The 24,106-nt window shown below is 34.9% G+C and carries 21 protein-coding genes and 2 tRNA genes; 10 read left to right on the forward strand and 13 right to left on the reverse strand.

Annotated features, from left to right (window positions below):
* Positions 1 to 18 precede the first annotated feature (18 nt).
* Positions 19 to 933, forward strand: coding sequence for a lysylphosphatidylglycerol synthase domain-containing protein (locus ACJJVN_RS10505; protein WP_405378049.1), 915 nt, complete (start codon positions 19 to 21; stop codon positions 931 to 933).
* Entirely contained in the window at positions 930 to 2,072 is a 1,143-nt protein-coding gene (locus ACJJVN_RS10510; RefSeq protein ID WP_405378050.1) for a glycosyltransferase, read from the forward strand. Before ACJJVN_RS10505 ends, ACJJVN_RS10510 begins: the two co-directional genes overlap by 4 nt.
* On the opposite strand, the gene ACJJVN_RS10515 is transcribed toward ACJJVN_RS10510, so the two are convergent.
* Together ACJJVN_RS10515 and ACJJVN_RS10520 are read right to left on the reverse strand one after the other, a co-directional pair.
* On the reverse strand, positions 2,044 to 2,532 hold the full coding sequence (locus tag ACJJVN_RS10515) for a hypothetical protein (protein WP_405378051.1): 489 nt from the start codon (positions 2,530 to 2,532) through the stop codon (positions 2,044 to 2,046). The two genes, ACJJVN_RS10510 and ACJJVN_RS10515, sit on opposite strands and share 29 nt — an antisense overlap.
* Positions 2,533 to 2,552: 20 nt before the next feature.
* A complete protein-coding gene (locus ACJJVN_RS10520) occupies positions 2,553 to 3,677 on the reverse strand; it encodes a tetratricopeptide repeat protein (protein ID WP_405378052.1) in 1,125 nt (374 codons plus the stop codon).
* A 51-nt stretch (positions 3,678 to 3,728) separates the two neighbouring features.
* Between ACJJVN_RS10520 and ACJJVN_RS10525 the strand changes: the two genes are divergently transcribed.
* On the forward strand, positions 3,729 to 4,235 hold the full coding sequence (locus tag ACJJVN_RS10525) for a dihydrolipoamide dehydrogenase (protein ID WP_405378053.1): 507 nt from the start codon (positions 3,729 to 3,731) through the stop codon (positions 4,233 to 4,235).
* A gap of 54 nt (positions 4,236 to 4,289) precedes the next feature.
* On the opposite strand, the gene ACJJVN_RS10530 is transcribed toward ACJJVN_RS10525, so the two are convergent.
* Entirely contained in the window at positions 4,290 to 5,093 is an 804-nt protein-coding gene (locus ACJJVN_RS10530; RefSeq protein ID WP_104513867.1) for a Cof-type HAD-IIB family hydrolase, read from the reverse strand.
* 281 nt (positions 5,094 to 5,374) lie between these two features.
* Here ACJJVN_RS10530 and ACJJVN_RS10535 point away from each other — a divergent pair.
* From ACJJVN_RS10535 to ACJJVN_RS10545, 3 genes are all read left to right on the forward strand, one after another.
* A tRNA-Asp gene (locus ACJJVN_RS10535) sits at positions 5,375 to 5,448 on the forward strand.
* A 230-nt stretch (positions 5,449 to 5,678) separates the two neighbouring features.
* Positions 5,679 to 6,761 (forward strand): heparan-alpha-glucosaminide N-acetyltransferase domain-containing protein, encoded by a 1,083-nt coding sequence (locus ACJJVN_RS10540; protein ID WP_405378054.1) that lies wholly within the window; start codon positions 5,679 to 5,681, stop codon positions 6,759 to 6,761.
* A gap of 136 nt (positions 6,762 to 6,897) precedes the next feature.
* A complete protein-coding gene (locus ACJJVN_RS10545; protein ID WP_405370559.1) occupies positions 6,898 to 7,326 on the forward strand; it encodes a hypothetical protein in 429 nt (142 codons plus the stop codon).
* Between the two features lie 185 nt (positions 7,327 to 7,511).
* On the opposite strand, the gene ACJJVN_RS10550 is transcribed toward ACJJVN_RS10545, so the two are convergent.
* Positions 7,512 to 7,593 (reverse strand) — tRNA-Leu (locus ACJJVN_RS10550).
* Between the two features lie 110 nt (positions 7,594 to 7,703).
* Between ACJJVN_RS10550 and ACJJVN_RS10555 the strand changes: the two genes are divergently transcribed.
* Positions 7,704 to 9,089 (forward strand): dipeptidase, encoded by a 1,386-nt coding sequence (locus ACJJVN_RS10555; RefSeq protein WP_405378055.1) that lies wholly within the window; start codon positions 7,704 to 7,706, stop codon positions 9,087 to 9,089.
* Positions 9,090 to 9,177: 88 nt separating this feature from the next.
* Here ACJJVN_RS10555 and ACJJVN_RS10560 read toward each other — a convergent pair whose 3' ends face one another.
* Entirely contained in the window at positions 9,178 to 10,650 is a 1,473-nt protein-coding gene (locus ACJJVN_RS10560; RefSeq protein ID WP_405378056.1) for a cell wall anchor protein, read from the reverse strand.
* 428 nt (positions 10,651 to 11,078) lie between these two features.
* Here ACJJVN_RS10560 and ACJJVN_RS10565 point away from each other — a divergent pair, with 428 nt between their 5' ends.
* The 3 genes from ACJJVN_RS10565 (at position 11,079) to ACJJVN_RS10575 (ending at position 14,697) form a co-directional block, all read left to right on the forward strand.
* On the forward strand, positions 11,079 to 11,444 hold the full coding sequence (locus ACJJVN_RS10565; RefSeq protein WP_104513872.1) for a BlaI/MecI/CopY family transcriptional regulator: 366 nt from the start codon (positions 11,079 to 11,081) through the stop codon (positions 11,442 to 11,444).
* Positions 11,445 to 11,446: 2 nt separating this feature from the next.
* Positions 11,447 to 13,504: a M56 family metallopeptidase gene (locus ACJJVN_RS10570; RefSeq protein ID WP_405378057.1), complete on the forward strand. Its 2,058-nt coding sequence runs from the start codon at positions 11,447 to 11,449 to the stop codon at positions 13,502 to 13,504.
* A 92-nt stretch (positions 13,505 to 13,596) separates the two neighbouring features.
* A complete protein-coding gene (locus tag ACJJVN_RS10575; protein WP_405378058.1) occupies positions 13,597 to 14,697 on the forward strand; it encodes a DUF4407 domain-containing protein in 1,101 nt (366 codons plus the stop codon).
* Between the two features lie 120 nt (positions 14,698 to 14,817).
* Here ACJJVN_RS10575 and ACJJVN_RS10580 read toward each other — a convergent pair whose 3' ends face one another.
* From ACJJVN_RS10580 to ACJJVN_RS10615, 8 genes are all read right to left on the reverse strand, one after another.
* Entirely contained in the window at positions 14,818 to 15,846 is a 1,029-nt protein-coding gene (locus ACJJVN_RS10580; protein ID WP_405370550.1) for an App1 family protein, read from the reverse strand.
* Positions 15,847 to 15,911: 65 nt separating this feature from the next.
* Positions 15,912 to 16,082: a hypothetical protein gene (locus ACJJVN_RS10585; protein ID WP_170034452.1), complete on the reverse strand. Its 171-nt coding sequence runs from the start codon at positions 16,080 to 16,082 to the stop codon at positions 15,912 to 15,914.
* Between the two features lie 162 nt (positions 16,083 to 16,244).
* On the reverse strand, positions 16,245 to 17,201 hold the full coding sequence (locus ACJJVN_RS10590; RefSeq protein WP_405378059.1) for a radical SAM protein: 957 nt from the start codon (positions 17,199 to 17,201) through the stop codon (positions 16,245 to 16,247).
* 114 nt (positions 17,202 to 17,315) lie between these two features.
* The gene (locus ACJJVN_RS10595) at positions 17,316 to 18,041 is read right to left on the reverse strand and encodes an ABC transporter ATP-binding protein (RefSeq protein ID WP_405370546.1); all 726 of its coding nucleotides are present in this window, start codon (positions 18,039 to 18,041) and stop codon (positions 17,316 to 17,318) included.
* Positions 18,042 to 18,046: 5 nt separating this feature from the next.
* The gene (locus ACJJVN_RS10600; protein ID WP_104513877.1) at positions 18,047 to 18,814 is read right to left on the reverse strand and encodes an ABC transporter permease; all 768 of its coding nucleotides are present in this window, start codon (positions 18,812 to 18,814) and stop codon (positions 18,047 to 18,049) included.
* Positions 18,814 to 19,674 carry an ABC transporter permease subunit gene (locus ACJJVN_RS10605; RefSeq protein WP_405378060.1) on the reverse strand — a complete coding sequence of 287 codons (861 nt, stop codon included), beginning with the start codon at positions 19,672 to 19,674 and terminating at the stop codon, positions 18,814 to 18,816. Before ACJJVN_RS10605 ends, ACJJVN_RS10600 begins: the two co-directional genes overlap by 1 nt.
* Before the next feature lie 126 nt (positions 19,675 to 19,800).
* Positions 19,801 to 21,021: an ABC transporter substrate-binding protein gene (locus ACJJVN_RS10610; RefSeq protein ID WP_405378061.1), complete on the reverse strand. Its 1,221-nt coding sequence runs from the start codon at positions 21,019 to 21,021 to the stop codon at positions 19,801 to 19,803.
* A gap of 69 nt (positions 21,022 to 21,090) precedes the next feature.
* Entirely contained in the window at positions 21,091 to 24,072 is a 2,982-nt protein-coding gene (locus ACJJVN_RS10615) for a TonB-dependent receptor domain-containing protein (RefSeq protein ID WP_405378062.1), read from the reverse strand.
* Positions 24,073 to 24,106 lie beyond the last annotated feature (34 nt).

The following is a 24,106-nucleotide window of genomic DNA, read 5'->3' on the forward strand; positions in this document are numbered from 1 at the left end:
TTGTTGTATTTTTCGCACATGTTTCTCGCGCTTCACAAATCTAAGCAATTCCTCGCTCCATTGATCAAATTCATCATTGTTGTAATTTGCACATATGCACTTTATTCACAATGGCAAGATCGCTCTATAAACACAGACATTATTTGGTCTACCATTAAAAATTTACCGTTTTACACATTACCATTAATGATCGCAATAAGCATACTTAGCTGGATGGTAGAAAGTAAAAAATGGCAATACTTAATAAATGACCTTTATTTGTTACGCTTTCGCGAAAGCGTAACTCAAAACCTCACCGCGCAAGCAGCCAGCTTTATAACTCCTTTTAGAACAGGAGAGTTTGCTGTCAAGTCCTTATATTTCAACAAGTCTCTACGCAAAAGCATATTATCAAGAATACTAGCTGGCAACACGTCGCAAATGATAATCACTACCATTTTAGGGATTACAGGGATACTATTCTATCTGCAAAAAAACCTAATCATAGAATCGGTATTCTTACTTTTATTTACAGTTACACTACTTTGCTTGCTTGCAGTTATACTAACTCTATGGATACTTAAAAAATGGGATTCAGGATCTATGGATAACACAAAGTGGTGGTCTATATTATCTTATTCTTTATTAAGATATCTTATTTTTTCAAGCAATTGGTTAATAATACTAGCGCTTCTAGATAACGACTCTTCCCTTTTAATAATAATTAGAAACATTACTATCTTTTACCTAGCCGTTTCTATCATTCCCGTATTTCAATTGTTTGATATAGCTGTAAAATGGACCGTCGCCGCATACGTTTTTACCGAAACTTTCCATAACTCAGAAACTACAATTATAATTACAACCCTTATCTGGTTTACTAACTCCATCGTACCTACAGTTCTAGGCTGCTTGTTATTACCTTTTCAAAAACTAAAAACTGTTGAAGAATGATCTGGCTATTCTCTACAGTCATGATAGGCTACGTTCTGATTATTCTATTGCTTTCTAAAGAAGGCTTAACCTACCCAGAAACAAAAGCTATTACAGACGGTACCCCACTACCATTCACCGTGATCATTAATTACCGCAATGAAGAAAACAACCTACCAGCATTACTTGAATCAATACGAAATCAAGAATATGACTACAGTCTATTACAGTGGATTTTTATTAACGATAGCTCTACAGATCAAAGCATTCATATTTTAAACTCTTTTAAAAACAACCATCCTAAACTAACTATTTTATTACTAGAAAGAATACCAAAGTCTGCCAGCGCAAAAAAAGATGGAATTACTCAAGCCATAAAACAAGCTAAAAACAAACATATTATTACAACTGACGCTGATTGTATTTTACGTTCTAGATGGATTTCTAGCTATAACGCAAAATATCAACAGCATAAAAACGCTCATTTTATCGCAGCACCGGTTCAAATACAAGAAGGGCACAACTTACTTTCTAGCCTCCAACATCAAGAAATGATAGCCTTGCAATTAGTCACTATAGGTGGTTTTGCTTTTGATAAACCCTTTATGTGCAACGGCGCAAATATGAGTTTTACTAAAAAGGCCTTTAATGACGTAAATGGATATCACGGCAATGATCATATATCTAGTGGTGACGATATTTTCTTATTAGAAAAACTAGCTAGTAAAGATGTTACAAAATGCCATTACCTTAAATCTAAAAACGCAACTGTAAATACACAACCTAAAAACAACATAGCAGACATGATAGCCCAACGTGCACGCTGGGCTCAAAAGGGCAGTGAAACTAAAAGCCTGCTCAATAAACTAGTAAGCTTTCAGGTTTTAACCATGAGCTTATTATTTATTTCTAGCCCTATATTATGGCATTTTTCATTAATTTCAAGCAAGACATTTCTAGCTCTAGTTCTTACAAAGGCGTTTACGGATTTCATTACTCTATCGATAGGAGATCAAATATTTAAAAATGTAAAATGGAAAGTTGCCATAATTAACTTTACCATATATCCATTTATAGTAATTTTAATTGCGTTAAAAAGCCTATTAAAACCAAAATGGCAAGGCAGGAAAGTTAATTCCCTAGAGAATCCACAGGAATAAAAACAATAGGTAATCTATAAGTAGTAGATACTGGTATCGATCGTTTTACAGCGCTCTTTATAATTGGAAAATCAGTTAATCGATCTTTTAGTATAGAATCGAGTCGCTCCTTATTAATAGACCGAGCGCATTTAAAAATACTATCATACTCTATCACACCCTTATTATCAACGCTTATAGAGGCATAGACACTATCTCTTTGTTCCAGTTGTATAGCGATGTAATCTTCTCTCAATTTTTGATCTATAACATTACATAATGTCTCATAAAAACAATCTGACGTAGTAAGCATCTCATCACAATCATCAAATACAGGGTAACGATCTACATAATCCATATCGATATTTTGCATTTCTTTTCTAGCCATATCCAGCGCTCGCTCCTCTTTGTCCTCCTCAGATAAACAAGAAACACCAACACTTAAGAAAAGTATCATTAAAACAAAACACCCTTTATTCATAGAGCTAATTTACAACCTTTCTATTTTTTGGCAGCTAGAAAGATCTCTTTACGTAAATCCTTACTACGCGCCTCTACATATTCCATAAAAGAACTATTAGGATACTGACTTATAAATTCCTCATAAAACTCTAACTTCTTAGCTTTATCTGCATAGAATTGATCAGCAGCTAGAACATATTGATAACCTATAAAATCATTTTCAGGCTTCTCTTTCTTAGCTGTTTTAGTAGCATAAAACGCATTTTTATAATCTCCTTTCTTCACATAAATAGTTGCAAGTTGCAAGAATTCTTGATGTAATTCTGGTGTTTTAAAAGCAATAGAACTTTCTATACATTGCTGTGCTAGATCTAATTCACCTAGTTTTAAATAAGCTCTAGACATATTAAAGTATATAAGAGAATTACCATCTTCATAAACCTCGTTATATATTTTATAATTATCCACAGCTCTCTGCCACTGACTGTCATTAAGATAAGACCACGCAAGATTCTTACGGTTATAATCGGTATCATATCCTAATTTAAAAAGCAACTCAAAATGCTTAATCGCCATATCATATCTTTTTGCACCTAGATAAGCTTGAGCAATAAGACTATTTAGTTTCAAATCGTTCTCATATAAAGCAAGACCCTTTTTTGCATTAAGAATAGCATTATTAAACATCCTTTTTTTAATAAGAATTTTTACTAACTCTATTCTAGCCGCTCTGTAAGAAATATTTAATGATACCGCTTTCGCGAAAGAAGACACAGCATCATCTTCCCTGCCCAAACCTACATAAGTCTTACCCATATAATAACGGTATGTAGCATTCTCAGGAAATTCAACTATTAATTTATCTAGAACATCAAAAGCAGTAGCAGGATCATTATTTCCTAAAGCAAGACGAGCGTACTCAAATCTAGGCTGTACACTTAAACTATCCTTCTTAAAACCTTCTTGATAACTAGATAGAGCGCTATGCACGTCACCTAACTGGCTGTAAGCTCTCGCAAGTTTAAAATAACTATCATCGGTAGTTTTATAAATCTCGATAGCATTCTTATAATCTCCTATCGATAGTAAGCTATCTGCAGCAGCAAGCTGTCCATGCATTTTAACAAAGATTAATAATAACAAAATAAGTAAATAGTTTTTCATGTTCTAAATTTAGGCACACTTATTGAAAACTAAAAATATAAACTACTTATTATGAAATACATCACTATTCTTTTTGCTCTCGCTATTACATTAACATCGTGCAACAGTAACGACGATTTTATTGACACAGACACTGATACTATCGCACAGTCTTTTGAAACACGACCAGTTAACTTTACTGCTCCTGATTATGAAGTAGTGATCCAAACACCTAATAATATTGACCAGTTTGAAAACGATATGACATTAGTATATAGGCTTTTTGAAGTAGATGAAAACGCTGGAGATGTATGGGAATTATTACCACAAGTACTTTATACTGACTTTGGTGAATTTCAATATAATTACGATGCTACAACTACTGATACAAGAATTTTTATTAATTCTCCAGCCTCAACAGATTTAAACCAACTAAGTACTGAACACCTCTCTAATCAAATATTTAGAATCGTCAGAATTCCTGTCGGACTTTTTAGCTCAGACTTAGATATAAACAACTATGACGCAGTTATGAACGCTGTAGGATTAGATACACAAGACATTATGGTTATAGAATAATAACCTAATCACTCATAAAGAAGGCAGTTCCTAATTATTAGGGCTGCCTTTTTTTTATGCGTTTTGTTCTAACCAAAGAGCAACACCATCCTCTGCATGATGTACTGTAGAATATTTTGCCGCCTTTTTAACCACATCTCTTGCATTCTCTACTGCTACACCATAACCTACAGCACCTAGCATATCTTCGTCGTTGTAATTATCACCAAAAGCAACAACATTTTCCATTCCTATATCAGAAAATCTAAAATCCAACAGCTTTCTTAGAGCTACTTCTTTAGATGTTCCACTAGGCGTGATTTCGATATAAGTACTTTTAGATCTATAAAGTCGTACACTAGGACCTATTTTCTGTTCCGCTTTCGCGAAAGCGGAATCAATAGCATCTCTATCACCCATAAACATAATCTTGTGCGCACCACCTTTATCTTGGGTCTTTTCTAAATAATCCAAAGTAACAGAAACATCCTGCACAGTAGGCTGCACTCTAGTATTATGAATTTCTCTCTCAGACCATTTATCCATAGAAGGCACAAACCACTCCTCTTTTCTATAAAGAGATACATGAAGTCCGTTCTCTTGAGCTATTTCAGACAACGCTTTTATTTCATTAAAAGGAATACTCAACTCATATAACACCTCTTCTTCATGTAACACAAGGGCACCGTTATAACATATCATAGGAGATTTCACTATACCCAAAGCCTCTTGAAGGTAAACCATAGCCTGTGGCATTCTTGCCGAAATAAGGATTTTGGGCATGTCTAGTTTCTCAAGAGAAGCAATTGTTCTATCTGATAGATATCTTTTATCATTTAATAAAGTACCATCTATGTCTGTTGCAAAAAGTTTTATCATAATTCAAAGATAATTATTTACATCATTCTTTAATATCAATACAGCGATCAATATATATTTTTTTAGAATAATTAAATTATTTTTTTCTTTATGGCTACATACTTTTTAAACACTGAATACAAGACAGTTAAACTAATATAAACCTAATTAACCTCTCAAAACTATCGCTACAATTAAATTAATTTGAAATTATTTTTAAAAAAGTGTTGCCAGTTTACAAAACAGTCGTATATTTGCAACCGCTAACGCAGGAAACGAGTTAGCAACGTTCTTTAGAACACGGTCTGGTAGTTCAGCTGGTTAGAATACATGCCTGTCACGCATGGGGTCGCGGGTTCGAATCCCGTCCAGACCGCAATACTTTTTTAGTATGCAATTCAAGTTGTGTGTCCTCAGATACAATTGAGGACTTTGAAGGTAATCATAGATTACTTTTTGAGAAGCTTTTCCAAACGGAGAGGCTTTTTTGTTTTATAGAAGTTTAAGATTTTAAGCATTCTATTCAATATTTAAATCCTTTCCTTTTTCCTACAAACACCTCCAATCGAAATAATACCGTAGTTTTGTAATACCAATCAACCTCCCTTGAAAGCCAATCGTTTATTTTTCATTGATGCCGTTAGAGCCTTTGCTATCATAATGATGCTACAAGGTCACTTTGTAGATACATTACTTGCTGTAGAATACAGAGACGAGGATAATCTAGCTTTTCAAATCTGGAAATATTTCAGAGGCATTACAGCACCTACTTTTTTCACCATCTCTGGAATCATCTTTACATACTTATTGATGAAGTCAAAGAAGAATGGAACCAGTAACATCCGTATTAAAAAAGGCGCTATAAGAGGCGCGATGCTTATAGCAATAGGCTACGCATTAAGAGCTCCTGTTTTTGACTGGATACAAGGTGTGTTTAAAGATTACTTTTTAATTGTAGACGTACTACAATGTATAGGACTTTCTATACTACTCACCATACTTATATATCTAGCTACTTTTAAAAAGTCTGCAGTATTCTCACTAGTCATGATTAGTATCGGGACAACGGTATTTCTTTGCGAGCCCTTGTACAGATCTCTAGACACCTCACACCTACCATTATTTATTGCAAATTATTTTACTAAAACAAATGGCTCTGTATTCACAATCATTCCATGGTTTGGCTATATGACATATGGCGCTTTCATTGCTACTTTATTCTACGGCTTTTTAGAAAAAAATAAATTTAAAACCATATTAGTCACAAGCTTATTAATAATAGGAACAACTCTTATATGGTATTCTTCTAAATTTTTTAATTGGATCTACCTTCAGTCCGATATAAATCTATTTGAAAAAGTCGCTTATTATAACTATCTCTTCACTAGGCTAGGTAACGTACTTATTCTATTGGGAATATTTTACTGTTTTGAAAAATACATCAAACAATCGTTGATACTTAAAATAGGTCAAAAAACACTATCCATATACGTCATACACTTTGTAATTATTTATGGAAGCCTAACAGGTGTAGGCCTACATCAAATCATAGGTAAAAACCTCAATCCATACCAGGCTGGCGCCGGTGCAATCATATTTGTTGCCACTGTTTGCGCACTATCTCTTTATAGAGTTAAGACCAACCAGTTTATCTATATACGATTAAGAAAACTGCTAGGACGTAATTAACCGACCATAAACAAGTAATTATAACGCATTTAAACTGTTAAAACAGCTTTTAAACGACTATTTGTATAATTATAAAAACAAAATTTTAGAAGTTCTATAAATATGTAAATTTGCGTACAATTAAAACAACATAACCATGAAAAAAGTATTTTTAGGAGCAGTAGCTTTAGGATTAATCTTCACAGTAAGCTGTAGAGAAGTAGAAAAAGGAATGGATGACGCAAAAGCTGGAATGGAAGAAGCTGGTGATTCTATGAAAGACGCTGCAGGAGACATGAAAGATGCTGCCGCTGACGGATTAGATTCAGTAAAAGAAGGCGTAAACGAAGCTGGAGAATCTGTAAAAGGAGCTGCAAATGACGGTATCGATGCTGTTAAAGAAGGAGCTAACAACGGAATGGAAGCAGTAAAAGAAGGTGTTAATGAAGCTGGAGAAACTGTAAAAGGAGCTGCACAAGAAGGTATGGACAAAGCTGGAAAAGCGGTAGACGATGCTGCTGCTAAGGCTAAAGACGCAACTGACAAAGCTACTAACAGCTTAAAAGATAAAATGAACGGTAACTAAAAACTGGTCATTCATATTTTAAAAACCGCTTTATAGCGGTTTTTTTTATGCCCAATTTTTAAATCAAAGTAAAACACACGCTACCGATAAATTATTGAAATTCAAAACACAACAACACTAATTAAATATTTTACAAATAACTATAAATCAAAAAAGCTCTTCATAAATGAAGAGCTTTTCCTTTGTGCGGATGACAGGAATCGAACCTGCACGCCGTGAAGCACTAGATCCTAAGTCTAGCATGTCTACCAGTTCCATCACATCCGCTTACTGGTGTCCCTATTTGGGACGGCAAATATACACTCTTTTCGACAATTACAAATTCTTTATTAGAAAAATTTTCAACCTTTCTTATCTTTACATCAAACACAATTGAAATGAACACTAAATCATACGTTGAGAAAAACAAAGATCGTTTTATAAACGAGCTTGTAGAATTACTCAAAATCCCATCTATCAGTGCAGACCCAGCTTATAAAGATGATGTAATTAAGACTAGTGAGGTTATAAAAAACTCTCTTCTAGAAGCAGGTTGTGACAAAGTAGAAATTTGTGAAACCCCTGGTTACCCTATCGTTTATGGAGAAAAAATCATAGATCCTAACCTTCCTACGGTATTAGTCTACGGTCATTACGACGTGCAACCGCCAGATCCTATCAATCTATGGGACAGCCCACCATTTGAGCCTATAATTAAAAAAACAGACCTACACCCAGAAGGTGCTATTTTTGCTCGTGGAGCATGCGATGATAAAGGACAAATGTACATGCACGTTAAGGCCATGGAATACATGACCGCAAATAACGACTTACCTTGTAATGTGAAATTCATGATAGAAGGTGAAGAAGAAGTAGGTAGTGAGTCACTAGGATGGTTCTTAGAACGCAATCGTGAAAAACTAGCTAACGATGTAATCCTTATATCTGATACTGGTATGATAGCAAAAGACGTACCTAGTATAACCACTGGACTTCGTGGTTTAAGTTATGTAGAAGTAGAGGTTACAGGTCCCAATCGCGATCTACACTCTGGACTTTATGGAGGTGCCGTTGCAAACCCTATCAACATTCTTTGTGATATGATCTCACAATTACAAGATGAGGATAACCACATCACCATTCCTGGATTCTATGACAAAGTAGAAGAATTAAGCGCCGAAGAGCGTGCTGAAATGGCTAAAGCTCCATTCTCTCAAGAAGCTTACAATAAAGCCTTAGACATCGCACAAGAACATGGTGAGAAAGGATATACCACTAATGAGCGCAACAGCATACGACCTACACTAGATGTAAACGGTATTTGGGGTGGATATACTGGTGAAGGAGCAAAAACTGTTATTGCTAGCAAAGCCTATGCAAAAATCTCTATGCGTTTAGTACCAGATCAAGACTGGCATGAAATTACTGACCTTTTCAAAAAACATTTTGAGAGCATTGCACCAGCTGGTGTAAAGGTTAAAGTAAACCCACATCACGGTGGTACTGCTTATGTAACACCTATTGACTCTTTAGGATATAAAGCAGCAAGTGCAGCATATGAAGATACATTCGGTAAAACACCTATACCACAACGTAGTGGTGGCTCTATACCAATTGTTGCCTTATTTGAGAAAGAGCTAAACTCTAAATCTATTTTAATGGGCTTTGGACTAGACAGCGATGCAATTCACTCACCTAATGAGCATTTTGGTGTATGGAACTATCTTAAAGGTATAGAAACCATACCTCATTTCTATAAACACTTTACTGAGATGAGTAAATAGATATAGTTACTTACTGGTAAACAAAAAATCCCATTCTCTATAGAATGGGATTTTTTCATTTTACGCTTTCGCGAAAGCGATATATAATTTAATTGATTGCTAGATTTAACGCCACGGTAAATATTTGCCCAGTACCACTAAAACGCTCTACCCATACCTCAATATAATCGTTAGGCTCGAGATCAAATACACCCACAATAGGGACGGCACTAATATCGCGCACCGTTGTAGAAGGAGGCACAGAAGCAGCATTATTTACTACTTTCCACACACCTGTAGCGTCTATAACCGTAGGTGTTGGATCTCCAGCACGTCCACGAGCTATATAAAAGATATAACGATCTCCTGGCGTACTTCCTTCAAAGGAGACACTAGAAGAAACATTAAAAAAACGTTTTTTCTTCCCTTCATAAACTACCCTATTATTACCAGAACTAGAGAATCTAAATAAATTATTAGATGTCGTTGCACCGGCTAATTTTATAGGAGTACCATTACTCACACTACCAAAGGTGGTCCCAGCACCACCACCAGCAGTAAAATTAAAATTAATATCGGCTACAGAAACTTGATCTGTTTCTACAGGAAGTCCAGAACAATTAACATTCCAGTGTTTTGTAAAATTAAAACCTGTATAAGTACCAACTGTATAAGGATTCACGTGCATACCTGTGCCAACAAAACTTAATTGAGACAGTGTTGCATCGTTATTAATAGTAGGATTTGCACTTACATCCACACCTATCTCACCAGCATCTGACTCTATTCTACCACTACTCATTTGTAAATTATTGAACGTACCAGAAAAAGTAATAAACGTCCCTGTATTTGATGCTGTCCAAAATACATTACTCATTAAAAAAGTTGTCATATTAGAAACTACAAGACCATCTGTATTACCTACAAATTGCGCAATACTAAAAAACACAGTACCTAAAGAATCTAGGGTACCTATAGAACTCGCTCCTACGTAAATGGTATTGTTACTAACTAATAGCTCTGACCCTGAACCAGTAAGATCAAAAACAGGATTCCCATTACCAGAAACAGTTAAATTCCTTAAACTACCACCAGACGTTCCCTGAAAAAAAGCCGCACCACTAGCGTTTATAATAACATCTTCTCCAGAATCTACACCTTCCACATACGCACCGTTTAAATTAATCGGAAAGTCAAATGTCACACTTCCATTAATTTCATATAAGAAATCTGTATTTAATAAATACTGAGAGCCAGACCCTGCGATCAACTCGTCAGATAAATCTGAAATATCTTTTACTAGTTTATAGTTTTCTCTTATTTGCGACCTGCCTATATAATTCCACTCGCCACTACGATAGTATTTAAAATCCTGTAAGTCTGTATCGTACACCATTAAACCATCTGCCGGCGCGGTTATTAATAATCTTTCGGCCGTGGTCATTCTAGGCACTAAAAGTCCTTTATCGTCAGATGAGATATCTAACATAGCACTAGGGTCTGGTAAATTAGTATTAATCCCTACCTGTGAGAAAACTATTCCGGTAGCAAATAATATGATAAATGTAATAGCTGATTTCATATAGTCGTCTTTGTGTTACAAAATTAGAGAGATAATAAAAAACAACTCTTCAAATAAATTAACAGTAGTTAATATTCACCTTTATTTTAAAATAAATTTTAGAATTTTAACGTTTTTACTCATGTTTTTAACTCACTTTGTCGATTTAATACACAAATAATACGGCTAAAAGCTGTTTTAATAATTCCGCTTTCGCGAAAGCGGAACTTTTTAATTCACATATGTGATCATAAATAGGTACAAGATTCTAACAAACACCCTACATCTATGGCTCTCAGACCGATTAAAAAGAAATACATTTAATAAAAAGCTAAGCCATTTTTACCATACTAAAACTGCAATCAATATAAAATTAAATACTCTACACTTGTAGAATTAAAATATTGTTCTACATTTGTAGAGTTGGATTCTAATAAATTATTGAGAAAATGAAATTATCAAAAACCGAAGAAGATCTTATGAGTCATTTATGGAAGCTAGAAAAAGCTTTTATGAAAGAACTGTTAGAAGAATATGAAGAGCCTAAACCAGCAACCACAACTATTGCTACTCTTTTAAAACGTATGACAGACAAAGGCTTTGTAGGCTATGAACTATTTGGTAAAAGCCGTCAGTATAAACCACTGGTTAAGAAAAGTGACTATTTCTCTAAACATGTAAATGGGTTGATCAAGAATTTCTTTAATGATAGCGCTTCACAATTTGCCTCGTTCTTTACTAAGGAAACTGACTTGACTAAAAACGAGTTAGAAGAACTTAGAAAAATTATCGATCAACAAATAAAAGATAAGTAGTTATGGAACATTTCTTAATCAACTCTACAGCTTGCTTGTTTACTTTATGGTTAGCTTACAAGCTTTTAATAGAAAATACTTCATGGAATACTTTTAAAAGGTTCTATTTGATAGGTGCACTTATCATATCGTTGATCATACCTTTTATAGTTGTCAAAACTGTAATTATACCTATGGAAGAAATTCCATTTGTAAATTATAGTCCTCTAGTACTAACAGAAACTATGGTAGATCAGCCTAGTTTTGAGATCAATTGGTTTTATGTATTCAGTGGTATTTACATTATAGGTGTTGCAATTATGCTGTGGCGTTTTGGCAAGAATTTGAGCTCTTTTAGAATCCAACAAGAAGATGAGATCAGTTCTTACAAAGCCTATCAGCTAATTTTGCGCAATCAACTGACTATACCGCATTCATTTCTCAAGCGCATTTTTATTTCAAAGAAAGACCATGAATCCAACAACTTACCCACGGTTATTCTAGAACATGAAAAAGCGCATTTAGATCAAAAGCACTCACTAGACATACTATTTATTGAGTTGCTTTTAGTCGTTCTATGGTTCAACCCATTGTTATACATCATCAGGTATTCCATAAAGCTGAATCATGAATTCCTTGCAGACAGCGCTGTTTTAAACCAAGGAATCTCTACGGTATCCTATCAAGAGGTTTTATTAAAACATGCTACCACTAGCTACCAACAGGCGATGGCAAACACGTTTACATTTCCTATCATCAAAAAAAGATTTAACATCATGAAAACACATACATCAAATACGAGTCTAGTCTTAAGAGGTCTAGCGCTTATACCTATTCTTGCCTTACTTATTATAAGTTGTGGTAAGGAAGAAACCGAATTTCAAGAAATCGAAGAAATTGTAATCGTAGAAGACGATTCAAACAAAAAGTACATTATAGTAGATCCTAACGATCCTGAAGGTAAAATCGTCATAAACGGAGAACCTCATTACTATAAGATCAATGGTGATCAAATAGATATTTATAACTCCTTGGATGAGCTTCAAGATTTTGAAAGTCAAGGTTATGAAATAAGAAGAACAGATGAAGAGATAGAGATCATTGAAGTTCTTGAAAATGTAACTTCTAAAGATATTGAGGAATATAATTTTCAAGCAAAAAAGCATCAAAAATTTATAGAAGAAAAAGGCCACGTAGTAGTGTTTAAAGAAGACACAAAACGCATGCAACTTATTTTTAATTCTATGAGTGACCAGCAAAAAGCAGAAAATGAACCATGGCCTTATTTATATTGGGATAATGATATGACTCCAGGAGATATTCCTCCACCGCCGCCGCCAGCTTCTCCGTCTGAAGATCACGGATATATAAAAGTAGATGGTAGAATTCATTATTACACCATTAAAGATAATGACAAGGCTTTTTATGATCGCTGGGGAAATAAGATAGATGTGAAGGATAAAACCGTAGAATATCTAGATCAAAAAGATTTACCGCCGCCACCGCCACCTGCAAATCCTATGGATTATATAAAAAACTCTGGTGATAATATGAACTATTACATAGACGATCAAAAGGTTACAGCAGAAAAAGCCAAAGAGTTTATCAAAAAAAATGGTAATAAAGGCGTGCAAATCATGCCAGTCAATGGAGTGAATAGTTTGAAGATGTTTTCTAAGGATCAAAGAGTTGGTGCAAAGAGTAATTCTTGGAAAGACGTAGAGAAGCATTTGAAAGCAGGGATTGTAGATAGTCCAGAAAAACCAGCACAGCTATCAAAAGATTATTCTACAAGAAAGACTTTTCTATTGTCTGCATCACGTCAACAAGAGCCTGTGAAATTTGAAATAGATGGTAAAAAAGCAGATTTACAAGAAGTAAAATCGTTAATTAAGAAATATAACAACGTTCCTTTTAGTATCTCTACCCAAAACGGTAATGAGCATACATTTAGTTATTCAACTAATAATCATATTGAAATGTCAGAAGAGACTTTGAATAATATGTATTCGTTATTATTTGAAACCATTGATCCTGATAAAAATTCTAAGCAGTTTATCATTTCCCAACCTAGCGAATAAACTTAATTTCAGTTAAAGTTTTCGTTTCTAAACTGTAACAATCCACAATTTCAAGCGTTTATAAAAGACAACCCTTTTATAAACGTTTTTTTATGCAATCTTTTTTCATCTTTTGTAGTGGTGCTGATGCTGAGTTACTGGACCAGTGCAGCGCTGGCGAGCGTAATAAGTATGCCGGTATAGGCGCAACGGTTTTCTTTACCGCACTTATGGCATTTTTTGCAGCCAGTTATGCGCTATTTACCGTTTTTGATAGTTACTGGATAGCCGGTGCTTTTGGATTGGTTTGGGGCTTATTGATCTTTAATCTGGATCGTTACATTGTTTCTACACTTAAGAAAAGTGATCGCAAAATCAATGAATTATGGCAGGCGGCACCTCGTATTGTTTTAGCACTTATTATTGCTGTTGTGATTTCAAAACCTCTTGAATTAAAAATATTTGAGAAAGAAATCGATCAGGTTCTTCTGGAAGAGAAAAACGCGATGACCTTAAATAATCAAGAGCAGGTTGCTAGTTTATTTGCTGTTGAGGAGTCCGCTTTCGCGAAAGCGATACAAGAATTAAAATCTGAAATCACCACAAAAGAAGCCGAAGTAGAAGCCTTGTACTCCACGTATATTACAGAAGCCGAAGGAACATCTGGAACTAACAAACTAGGAAAAGGACCAGTTTACAAGGAGAAACGAGAAAAACACGACGCCGCACTAGCAGAACTTAAAGAACTAAAAGCTTTAAATGCCGATAAAATAGCGGCCATAGAATTACAACTAGCCGACTTAAACACTAAAGAAACTTTACAGCTGGCCGCATCGCAACCCATTATAGAAAATTTTGACGGACTTATGGCGCGTATTGAAGCCTTAAATAAATTGCCTTTTATCACATCATTTTTCATCTTCTTACTGTTTCTAGCCATAGAAACATCTCCAATAATTGCTAAGTTATTATCGCCTAGAGGAGAATATGATTACAAATATGCAGAGCGAGAAGATCTCGTTATATCATGGGTAACACAACAAAAGCAACAGCAAACCGTACTTACACAAACTGATAAAGAATTAAATAACAGAGTCTATAAAGACATCGCAAATGAAGACGAACTCTATGCTTACAAAAAGAAAATAGCAAGAGAACTCATGCAAAAACAAGCCGATGCTTTCTATAAAAAACAGAATGGGATTTTAGGGTAAAATATTGGAGATTAACGATATCTGATTTTTGATTTGTCATTCCGATGCAGAGCAGAATCGCTATAAATAAATCTCGATTCCTGAATCTAATTTCTTGAATCTTCTTTGGAATTCAGCTTCTTACACAATCCATCCATTCTCACGAGCATGAGTAACGGCTTCTTTAGATTCTTTTACTAATAACATAGGACATATGGTAAAACCGTCGGCAATGGATTTTACTCTCAACATTTTCTTTTTGTGATCTACAGATCTTAAATAAATAGCCATTATACGATCAGGAAATTGCTGTGCGACGTCTTTATAATAATCTGCATCGTGCTCTCCACTATCACCTATAAGAATAAACTTCATATGTGGATAGTGTTTTAAGATATTGATAAGTTCGTGCTCTTTATGAGGTCGTTTTAATTTAGGCGTTCTATCCCATGGAGTCGGAAAATCTCGCAATAAAATAGGTCCTTTAGGAAACCCATGAAAGTCAAGAAATTTCTCTAGATATTTGTATAAATTCCATGGGCTATTACTCAAATAGAACATTGGGTTTTGATCGTTACTTGACGAGCCTCTATGTAATAATTGATAAAAACTAGCAGCACCTTTTAAGGGTAAACGACGGTCATAATTCTTAAAAAAGGTATTAAAAGCCACACGTATTTTAAGAAAACTAGTCACACCAGTATGCATTATAGTGTCGTCTATATCACTTATAACTCCATAAGCCGCAGTTTCTAGAGGTATTAATGACTCTCCAGAGAATTTATTTATTTTGAGACGTTTTTGTCGTTTCGCTTTCGCGAAAGCGGAATTATCTTCATCAAAACTAACCGTAAAGGATAAGTATCCTTCTTTATCTGTTAATGCATCAAGGTCTATATCAGTTTTTATATTAAAGAGAAAATAGCCTTCATGGTCTGCTTTTACTTCAAAAAACTTACCGTTAGGCAAAGTTAATTTTACCTGAGCATTTCTTATCTCGTCTGTAGCAAAAGTACGCCAGGTATTACGCAGCGTCTGATACAAGGTCTGTTGCTCATAATGTTTTAATGGCTGGTCTTCTAGCGCGCGACCACGTATATACAAATGGTTTGCACCACTATACGTACGATAAATGTCGAGAATCCAAGGATCACGTTTAAAAATTGCCATGTTGTGAAAATAATCGTTTTATACCAACTGTCTTATAGAATGCTGGTTAATAAAAGTTTAAAAGCTTATTTATTACTTCTTAATTGCCTTAATGCATACCAGATAGCCATTAAGAATAAAAAGCCGAACCAGATAAAACTTCGGTTTTGTTCACCGTCGGCGATTTTATAACCTAAGATGCACAAACTTATGACACACATGACGATAAGTAATTTGTAAAACCAGTCTGGAATCATATTTTGATTTTAAGAGAAATGACAAAATTAAGAAATAAAGCCTAGTAAGGAAAACTAGCTTATCTTATTACTTATGATAAATAGCACTCTATATGAAAATTTAAAAGCAAGGTAATAACATATCTAACACCTTGCTTTTAAAGTTTTTATTACATTATTGTGTTATTCAACAACGTCTGCCATGACGCCATCTTTATTGAAAATTTTATCTTTATTACATTTTAAGAAATGATCACAGTATAGACAGATATTTTTAAGTTCTTCATTCTTAATTTTTGCATCTGCTTCAGAGACACCTAGTTTTAATCCCATTTTAAGTGGGTCACCTTCATTAAGCATTTTAAAAACAAAGTTCTTACTTGCTCTATCCAGTACCTCACTCACCTTTTGTTTACGTGCGTCTCCCATAGGGAAATGTGTACCTGGACAACATGGATTAATGCGCCATAACTGTATGCTTATCTCGTTAGGTATATCTTCATGACCACCTAAGAAGTTTCTTGCACCACTTAAAATGGTACAAAAGTTATGCTCAGGATCCTTCATCCATATATCGTGCTTCATCGCTTTACCTCTGGCCCAGTTACCACCTAACCACATTTCTTCACTTGCACCCCAATAACCCCAACTTAAAGGATTTTCGGCTAGATAATGACCACCTTCTATAAGCGGATCTTTTTCTGTACCGACCACACCACAAGTATCAAAAATATCTGCTAGCTCCATTAATCTACCACCAGCTTTTTTATGGTATCTATCTATAGATGCGATGTCAAATCTAGAAACACCCTTATCTATAAGGACTTGTAACTTTGCAGGGTTTAATAAATCACCGTTAGTCTGGATCATTACTTGAGTCTTACCTTTATACTTGTCTTGGATTTTATCAAGAATAGCATGTAGCAGTTTAATATCGGCTAGAGGCTCACCACCACTTAAGATAATACGCTCTATATGGTCTGGCATATTATCGATTATCGCCATACAGTCTTCTTGAGATATACGTTTCCCAAATGGACTTGAATCATTGTAACAGTGGTCACAATCGTCATTACACAGCTGTGTAAACACCCAGTATAAGGATTGCAAGTGGTTAAAATCTTTTTTAATTTCTGTCATCATTTTATCTTTTTATAGACTGTTGCTAGCAATCCATTTTCCTCATGTCGAGGTACTCTATCTATAAGAAAGAAGTGCCACGGTCTTTCTTTATTTTAATTATTTAAATCACGATCAATTAAACTGTTTCCAGAAAGCAGCTTCTTGTTGCGCACCGCTATCTACGTCATCATAAAAATCTTGCTTAGATTCATACCTTTTAAAATGACCTAATTCTATTTTACCTATGTGATCTCCCATAGTCAGTGCTTCTTTTAAATCATGAGTAATGAATATAGAAGTAAGCTTCATTTTCTTAGAGAGCTTTTTAAATAGTTCTTGCATTTGCACACGAGTCTCAGCATCTAGCGCTCCAAATGGCTCGTCTAACAACAACACTTTGGGCTCAATGATTAATGCTCTTGCAAATGACACACGCTGTCTTTGTCCACCAGAAAGCTGGTGAGGCATTTTCTCTGCATGTTCTTCTAGACCTATTTCTGCAAGCATGTGCTCCACCTTAGTTTTAATCACATCTGGTGATTGCTTACGTATCTTTAAACCAAATGCTATGTTCTCTGAAACATTAAGGTGAGGAAATAGCAAGGGTTCTTGGTATAGATAAACTATGTTTCTTTTATTAGGTGGCGTGTCGTTCATCCGCTTTCGCGAAAGCGAAATAGTACCATCATCTTCTTTTTCTAATCCAGCTAATATTTTTAATAAAGTCGTTTTACCACTACCTGATTTTCCTAAAACACTGAGCACCTCATGTTCTTGCAGCGTAAAACTAACGTTGTGTAAAACGGTCTCACTGCCGAAGCTTTTGGTAATATTATCTATGTGTAAAAGTGGTTCCAATGGTCTTAAATTACGGTTTCTGTGGCAAATATGTATCTCTTATTGATCCATATAAGAATCATGGGCGGTAGTATTAATAAACAACTCGCTAGTGCTGCATAAAATATATTTGCCTCATTTACAAAGCTGAAAACGCGCACCGTTAAGGTTTGCACACTTCCTACTCCTATTAAGTTAGTGAGCCCAAATTCAAACCACGATACTAGAAATGTTTGAAAAAAACATAGTAACAATGCGTTTTTTGAAATGGGTAATAAAACATTTTTAAACGTTTGCCAGCTGCTGCTGCCTAATGTTTTAGATAGCTCTTCTATCGCTCTAGTTTTATGATTCCAAAAGTTATTGAGAATAATAACTCCAAAGGGATATGCTATAAAAAACTGCGCTAGCAACACACCACTCACGTTACCTGATATACCAGCGTATATAAAAAAGAAATGTAGTGTCGCTGCCAGTATAACTGGCGATAACACATAAGGAATGTATGCCAGCAGCATTAATTTATTGCGGTATTTACTCAATGCGATATGTTTACTCGTTATAAAAGCAAGCGCAGTAGTTACCGTTGCCACTAGAATAGAAATACCTAGAGACAAGAAAAATGTTTGCAATAGTTTACTATCTGACTTTTGTAAAAACTCCCAGTTTTCTAGGGACAGTGATTGCGGTAACAATTCTGGATACGGCCAGTTGCGTCCTAGACTAAGTAATAGTAAGAATGCGATCGGGAAAAAGATCGATAGAATAAATAATATTTGGAGGGCTTTCTTCATCAGTTTTTTTCTGGATTAAAGAATGCTGGTCTCGTTTTATAAACTACCGCTATTAAGGTTGCTATTAAAAGTATATAAATAACTGACACCGCATATGCCTGTGGTATGTCTGCCAGATTAAATTTTTGAAGTTTTTGAATTATAAAAACCGATAACATAGATGGATCTTGTCTACCTAACAATAGCGGTATTTCATAAGTTCCCATCACAAATATGAGAAACAACATAATTGTAAAAGCACTCTTTTTTAATAAGATAGGTACTATTATTCTGGTAGTGATTTGATTTTTCTTTGCTCCTAAGGTTTGAGCAAGTGCTTTAAGTTCTGGAATGCGCTCGTTTTGATATAAATTAGAATATAAAATGATAAAAAACGGCGTGATCAGTAGGCACAAGCTGAATATAATTGCAACTCCATAAGCATCATTAGTCCAGTCTGGAAACTGACTTAGGTCATCTATCCATCCTAAATTAAAAATGACACGACTTATAAAACCACTTTTAGAAAGCAACTGAAAGCTAAAAAATGCCATTACAATAGCAGGAAATGCTAGTGGCAAATAGGTCACATAAGACAGCAGTCCTTTATATAAATTCTTAGTCCACGAGATTACTATCCATAAAGAAAAGAACAACGAAATAGTCATTACTACTGCAGCTATAAAAAGACTGAAACCTAAGGACTTCCAGAACTCTGTAGCTAGTAGTGTTTTCTCCCAATACTCTGTTGTAAAACCTTCACTTAAAATACCTGTAAGCCCAAAACTATACAACAAAGCATATCCAAACCCTAAGAGAACAGGCACTGCTGCAAATAGGATAAAAATCGTAATGGAGATATGTTTTGACTTAAATTTCAATATTTTATGTTGCGTTATTATTGTTTAATATGATAAATAAAAAATGCTATTAATTTTGAACAAGAATAAATGAACTGGTAAATAATATACACCTATTTAACTTATTCTTAAATTGTATTCTTCTATCTAACTATTTATAATTTCTGTTCTAAAATCTTCGGCTAGTCTTATCATGTACTCAGGTGCTAACTCTTGAAGTGCTTTTTCTTGAATATCTTTTCTGTTAGGAGCTTGTTTTCTAGAAGGTATGTTTTGAAATTTCTCTTGGAATTCTTGTGATAATCTATCCAATTTTAAAACCGTACCGTCACCCCACACATCTGGATTTTGCTTTTCTAATTGTGCCTCTGGCGAGATCATAAAATTAATCATGACCATAGCCGCAGCTTTATCTACTGCGTCACTTGCTATACCTAAATAATGACTATTCTGTATCGTACCGAATTCTGGGACATAAGCTCTAGAAGACGCTGCAAAAACACCTTCATTAATTTTGTTATCTACCTCAGCATCATTATTACTCATGGTAAACAGCAACTCTCCGCTAGCAAATAGCTGGTGCATTTGCGCCACGTTTTGTGGGAATGCCTCGCCATTTTTCCATAGATAAGGTTGTAATTCTTTAACATAACTCCATAATTGAGCGCTGTACTTATTATACTTTTCTTCATTAAAATCTCCTGCTAGTGCATCTTTACCACCAGCGATATCGATTAATAAAGCCTTTAAAAAAGTCAGTCCTGTAAAGTGATTATCAAAGGTGAATTTACCTGGGTTTGCTTTTACAAAATCAAGTAAATCCTCACGTGATTGAGGTAAATCAGTCACCTTATCACTGTTGTAAATAAGGGTCATTTGCACATTTCCCCAAGGTGTTTCCATGCCATTAATAGGTTCTTGAAAATCTGTTCCTATAAATGGGTTATCTAGATCTATGTATTGCGCATTAGGTAATTGATCTACAAATGGACCGTATAGACCTTTAACCTGTCTTAACTGGTAGAATGTCTCTCCATTAATCCACATCATGTCTATGTTACTCTTTTTACCAGCTTGTTTTTCTGTCATGATTAATTGCACAACTGCATTTCCCTGACCGTTAGATAATTCTACATCTATATTATAACGTTCTTTCATAGCTGGTGCGACATAGTTTTTCATGTAAGAATTAATCTTAGGGTCACCGCTCCACATCATCATGTTTACAGTTTTACCATGCGCTTCTTTTTCTATTTCTTCCCAGCTAGCACTAGTTAGATCTATAGAATTTTCTTCCTTTTCCTTACCACCACAAGCGGTTATTAAAACCGCTGTGATTAGGATAAGGTAAATATGTACTTTTTTCATAGATTCTTTACATCTTATATTAAGCTTGATAAAAGTTCCCCTTTCGCGAAAGCGGAACTTTTCAAATATCTAAAACAAATATCTAACACCAAATTGAAACTGTCTAGGTGGACCTGCGTTGCGCTGGACAAAACGGCCACTAGAAGCAGGACCTGCCTGAATTTGATTAGACTGTGTTGCGTTGTTACTATATCCACTCAAATTCTCTACGTTAAAAACATTAAAGATATCTGCTCTTAGTTCTAGTTTTTTATCCCCATTAATTTTAAACTGGTGCTGTATACCTAAGTCAAAGTTAACCGACCATGGAAGTCGGTCACTATTACGTGCTTCTCCTGGAGAACGATCACTGTTACCCTGGTATGCGTCTCCAAAACCGCTACCATCACCATTTAAATCTGTTGTTCCATATAGCAAAGCATCTGGAATACGGTTAATAGGCTGTCCACTTTGCAGGATGTTTGCAACTGTAATAGTCGTTCCTTCTAGTGGATAATAATTGAAGATACTGTTTATGTTATGTCTTCTATCATTGATAGATGCTCCATATTCATCTCCATAGTTATTACCATCTTGTGCACGGAAGTTAATATCTTCTGTATCGTTTTTTAAACTAGCTAGTGTATAGTTAACACGGTAAGAATAATTATCGTCACCTCTAGATTTTTGAAGATTAAAACTAGCAGCATAATAGCGAGATTTACCACCATTTTCTGTAATAACAACACTTCTAGCAACACCAGTTCTAGTCTGCCCGTCTATTACGGCACTGTTATTAGAAATAGGAATAGGTCGTGTAGCATCAGCCTCTGCTTGTGTTCTTACTACTACGTTATCAGGATCCACCGTATATTCTGCAGCGGCATTTAAGTTTCTTAATCTTAAAAGATCTTCACCTCTATTGTGAATTAAATCTACAAAGAACAGTTTATCTTCTTCTACCTGTACTTGATATCCAATAGCAAACTGGTGTGAGTATGGATTATCATACCCATTAGGATTAAGAATACGTCTCTCATTTGAGAAAACACCTTCACGTTGATCTTGTAAAGATGCTGCAGTAGGTCCATTAAGGTAAGATACTCCTGCTACATTTGCAGTAAGGTTACCATCAAAGGTTACTCTATCAATGTTAGTGTCTGAAGGAAGTATTCCTAAATCTACAAATTCCTGAATTTGCGCTTGATAATCTTCACTAGTTGTGTTTTGTTGTAAAGCATCACTATATACTGCATATGGTATTTTACCATAAGAAACAGCATATCCACCACGTAGACTACTTTTCTCTGTCAGTTTATAGTTTAAATTTAATCGAGGTGCAAAGTTGTTTTTATCACCTTCGTCACTACCACCTTTAGAAAGGTTATCATAATCATAACGCAAACCTAGTGTCACGTTTAAACGATCTGAAACTGACCAAAGATCTTCTGCATAAACAGAATAAATAGACTGGTCGGTACCGTACTGTGCTGGTCTTAATTCTACACCATAGTTAGTCACTTCTACGTCAGATGGTAGGTCGTTAATATTAAGAGCGCCACCTAGATTTCTTGCTCTTAATGCATCTAATTGAGCTTGAGTTAAATCTACCGTATAATTACCTGATGGATTACCACCACCTAATAATTCATGATCTCCACGTATGTAGTTTAATCCTGCTTTAAGAGAGTGGTTATCTAAGTAGTATTTAAATTTCTGTTGAAATTGAACTGTGTTTTCTAAAGCGTCAAAAATATAACCTGGGTTACCAATAATAGCTATGGTTTCATCTGCTGGATTTCTTACCGTTACTTGAGGACTACCAAAGTTATTTGCTTGAGAATAATTCCATCTAAAACGAGAGTACTGAATGTTAGATTCGGCAAATACATCTCCTATATTATAACTGTTCTTTAAAGCGATGTTGATAGAGTTTCTTTCTTGCGTATCTCCTGCACTAGGAAATAACGCACCACCATCTAGTCCACCACCCTGACGTTCTATATCCACAAAACCTACATTTGCTCTCAATGAACTACGGAAGTTATCTGACCATTTATGATCAATTTTTGCAGATAGATAATTAAAGGTATTTGTTCCTTCAACAGTTTCTGCAACACCTAATTGTGGAGACGTTAATAAATTATCTTTTACATCTGTAGTATGTTCTATGTTCAAATAATAAAAGGTTTTATCTTTTACTAAAGCACCACCTACTCCTACACCTGCTTGATATCTAGCAAATCCATCTTTAACCTGATTACCAGATAAATCTCTTTGTGCAAACTGACTAGTACCATCTATACTAGGACCTGGTCGTGTGATAAAAAAGGCTTCTCCTGTTAATTTATTGGTACCTGACTTTGTAGTAACGTCTATAACACCATTTTCTGTTAGACCTTGCTCTGCACTATAATTATTAGTAAAAACAGTAATGTCATTTACAAAACCAGAAGGAATCGCAAATCTCTGTCCTCCTAAAAATCGTTCATTATTATCCATACCATCAATAGTATATGATGTGAATAATGGGTTTGCTCCATTTACACTTACATTAGGCGCTTCTGGAAAGAAACCTGTTGCTTGTGTAACGTTAGGTAGACGGTATAGAACTCTAGTGATATCACGACCTTCTACAGGTATTTCTTGAATTTCGGCAGCTTCTAGTTCAAAGGAAACCTCAGCATCACGACGGTTAATACGGTTACTAGTCTGCGAGTTAATAACAACAATATCTAGAGTATTATCATCGTTTTTTGAGAGAATGCTTAATACAACAGATGGGTTCTCATTAGAACGTATGTTAATAACAGAACTTTCTGCAGATTCATACTGGTCGTTACCTTCAAATTTTACCACATAACCATTGATGGTAGGTAAAGATTTAAAAGTTATTTTTCCTGAGGCATCAGTCGTTTGCTCCATAGAAATATTTCTAGAGCTATTAATTAAAGTAACCTTAATTTCAGGTAAACCTTGAAAAGTAGAGAAATCAGTTACGGTAACTGTTAGATCTTGAGAGAATGCGGTAATGCACATAAGTAGCATTACCCAAAAGGATAATTGTTTCATTTAATAAAAGTAAAGTGATAAAAATGCACGCAAA

This window comes from Nonlabens sp. Asnod3-A02, from assembly GCF_045063755.1.
Classification (GTDB): Bacteria; Bacteroidota; Bacteroidia; order Flavobacteriales; family Flavobacteriaceae; genus Nonlabens; species Nonlabens xylanidelens.